The organism is Cobetia sp., from assembly GCF_983723665.1.
In genome coordinates, this window is the sequence record NZ_CFDJES010000102.1 from 4572 (window position 1) to 7629 (window position 3058).

The window sequence follows — 3058 nt, forward strand, 5'->3', positions numbered from 1 at the left end:
GCGTCAGCACTTGCCTCTACACCCACAGTGCCACGATCAGGCCATAGGCCAGCAGCGTGACGACCACGGTACCGGCCAGGTTCAGGAAGAAGCCGGCGCGCATCATGGTCTGGATCTTGAGGTGGCCGGTGGCGAACACGATGGCGTTGGGCGGCGTCGCCACCGGCATCATGAAGGCACAGCTGGCCGCGATGGCCGCCGGCACGGTGATCAGCAGCGGATCGATGTCCAGTGACAGCGCCAGTGCCCCCAGCAGCGGCAGGAAGGCAGCTGCCGTCGCGGTATTGGAGGTGACCTCGGTCAGGAAGATGATCACCACGACCACGATGGCGACCAGGCCGATGAGCGGCAGCACGCTGAACATCGACAGCTGGCCGGCGATCCACTCGGCGAGACCCGAGCTCTTGATCACGCCCGCCAGTGCCAGACCACCCCCGAACAGCAGCAACACGCCCCAGGGCAGGTCACGCGCGTCTTCCCACACCAGCAGGCGGCGGCCGCGTGAGGTGCCGGAGGGAATGGCGAACAGGCCCACGCCGATGGCCATGGCGATGCCGGTGTCCGACAGCCAGGCAAGGCCCATCTGGTTGATCAGCGGACGGAACATCCACAGCAGGGCAGCCACCAGGAAGGCGACGCCGACACGTTTCTCGGCGCTGCTCATGGCGCCCAGTGCCTTGAGCTCGCGGCTGATCATCTCGCCGCTGTCTGCCGTCTCGGACTTGAAGGAGAAGGGCGTGCGCGTCAGCCACCACCAGGTGATGGCGCACATCGCGATGGCGACCGGCAGGCCGACGAGCATCCACTGGGCGAAGCCGATCTCGATGCCTTGATCACTGGACAGGTAACCTGCCAGCAGGGCATTGGGCGGCGTGCCGATCAGGGTCGCGATACCGCCGAGGCTGGCGGAGTAGGCGATGCCCAGCAGCAGGGCGGCGGCGTAGCGCTTCAGTTCCGGGTCATTGCTGTCGCGCTCATCCTGACCACTGGACATCAGGCTAACCACTGACATGCCGATGGGCAGCATCATGATGCTGGTGGCGGTGTTGGACACCCACATGCTGATGAAGCCGGTGGCGATCATGAAGCCGGCGATCTGGCGGCGCGGCGAGTGGCCGGCAAGCTTCAGCGTATGCAGGGCCACGCGGCGATGCAGGTCCCAGCGCTGCATGGCGATCCCGAGCAGGAAGCCACCGAGGAACAGGTAGATGGTCGGGTTGGCATAGGCGGCGGTGGTGCTCTTGATGTCGTCGATGCCAAGCGCCGGCACCAGCACGATGGGCAGCAGCGAGGTCACCGGAATCGGCAGGGCCTCGGTGGCCCACCAGGTGGCCATCAGCAGGGCAAGGCCGACGCAGAGCCAGGCGCTGTCCGGCATGTCACCCGGCGCCGGTGTCAGCCAGGTCAGCAGCAACAGGAGGGGTCCGAGTATCAGGCCGATGCGCGCCGCGAGTGGCGCTTGTGGCGGCGTAGTGGATTGATCAGCGACGTGATCGGGAGATTGCTCAGGCATGTCGACTCCAGAGAAGCCGGTCGGCGACTGGCTTCCTCATCATGGTGGTCATCGTGTTGTTGGTATGGGTCATGGTAGGTGATGGCGAGTTGTCGTGTTGGTGTTATTCATTACATGTCGCGCATGTATCCCCGGTCGGGTGACGTGCACGGCGTGTCATGTTGCCTGCCTTGTCAGAAAGTCGCTCGCGAGTCGATCAGCCGGGCGCTCAGGCGGCAAGGCGCGGCCATTGTCTCAGCATTGCGGCGCGGCTCAATAGCCTTCATTGCCTGTTTTGAAACTCCGGCAAGTGAAACCTTGACGCCGCGCAAGCGCGACGCTTGATCCGAGGCGCTCACACCTCGGGCCAGGCCCTGCGTGACGCCATCTTGCACGGGGCAGGTTGCTGTCTGGCGACAGACGCTGTCGTTGGCTGTGGACTTGTGAGCGCAAGGGCTGGAAGGTAGGGTTAGCAGCCATGAACAGGGCCAGCGCAGGACAACTGCGTGGCCCACTGTCGCGTTACTTTCACAAGGAAGATGATTGATGATTCTGGTCACGGGTGGTGCAGGCTACATCGGCTCTCATACGGTATTGGCGCTCATGGAGGCCGGCCATCAGGTGCTGGTGCTGGACAACCTGTCCAATGCCAGTGAAGCCTCTCTTGCGCGTGTGGCGACGCTTGCCGGGCGCGAAGTGCCGTTCGTCGAAGGAGATATCCGCAACGGCGCGCTGCTCGACAGCCTGTTCGAGCGTCACGATATCGAGGCCGTGGTCCACTTCGCCGGGCTCAAGGCGGTCGGCGAGAGCGTCGCCAAGCCGCTGGCCTACTACGACAACAACGTCAACGGTACCCTGGTGCTGTGTGACGCCATGGCGCGTGCCGGCGTCAAGCGTATCGTGTTCTCTTCCTCCGCCACCGTGTATGGCGATCCGGCCTCCACGCCGATCCGTGAAGACTTCCCGACCTCCGCGACCAACCCCTATGGCCGCTCCAAGCTGATGGTCGAGGAAGTGCTGCGCGACCTGGCCGTCGCGGATGACAGCTGGCGCATCGCGCTGCTGCGCTACTTCAATCCGGTGGGCGCCCACGAATCCGGCACCATCGGTGAAGACCCCAATGGCATCCCCAACAACCTGGTGCCGTATATCAGCCAGGTCGCCGTGGGCCGCCTCGAGGAACTGGCCGTGTTCGGTGATGACTACCCGACGCCGGATGGCACCGGGGTGCGCGACTACATCCACGTCGTCGACCTGGCCGATGGCCACCTCAAGGCGCTGGACTACCTGGCCGGTGATGCGCGGGATGGCGTTCACACCTATAACCTGGGCACCGGGACCGGTTACAGCGTGCTGGACATGGTCAAGGCGTTCGAGAAGGCCAGCGGTCGTCCGGTGCCGTATCGCATCGCACCGCGTCGTGCCGGCGATATCGCCGAATGCTGGGCAGAGCCCGACAAGGCCTTCAACGAGCTCAAGTGGAAGGCCGAGCTGGGTCTCGACCGCATGATGGCCGACAGCTGGCGTTGGCAGTCACGCAACCCCAACGGCTATCGCAGTGCCTGA

Annotated in this window: 2 protein-coding genes; one reads left to right on the forward strand and one right to left on the reverse strand. The window is 64.5% G+C overall.

Annotated features, from left to right (window positions below):
• Positions 1-16: 16 nt before the first annotated feature.
• Complete coding sequence (locus AC4FAH_RS10640) at positions 17-1513, reverse strand: SLC13 family permease (protein ID WP_043337281.1); 1497 nt, start codon at positions 1511-1513, stop codon at positions 17-19.
• 522 nt (positions 1514-2035) lie between these two features.
• Between AC4FAH_RS10640 and galE the strand changes: the two genes are divergently transcribed.
• On the forward strand, positions 2036-3058 hold the full coding sequence (galE, locus tag AC4FAH_RS10645) for a UDP-glucose 4-epimerase GalE (protein ID WP_054555473.1): 1023 nt from the start codon (positions 2036-2038) through the stop codon (positions 3056-3058).

Coding starts and splice junctions, on each gene's coding strand:
- AC4FAH_RS10640 (WP_043337281.1), bottom strand. CDS start 1,513: ATGCCTGAGCAATCTCCCGATCACGTCGCTGATCAATCCACTACGCCG.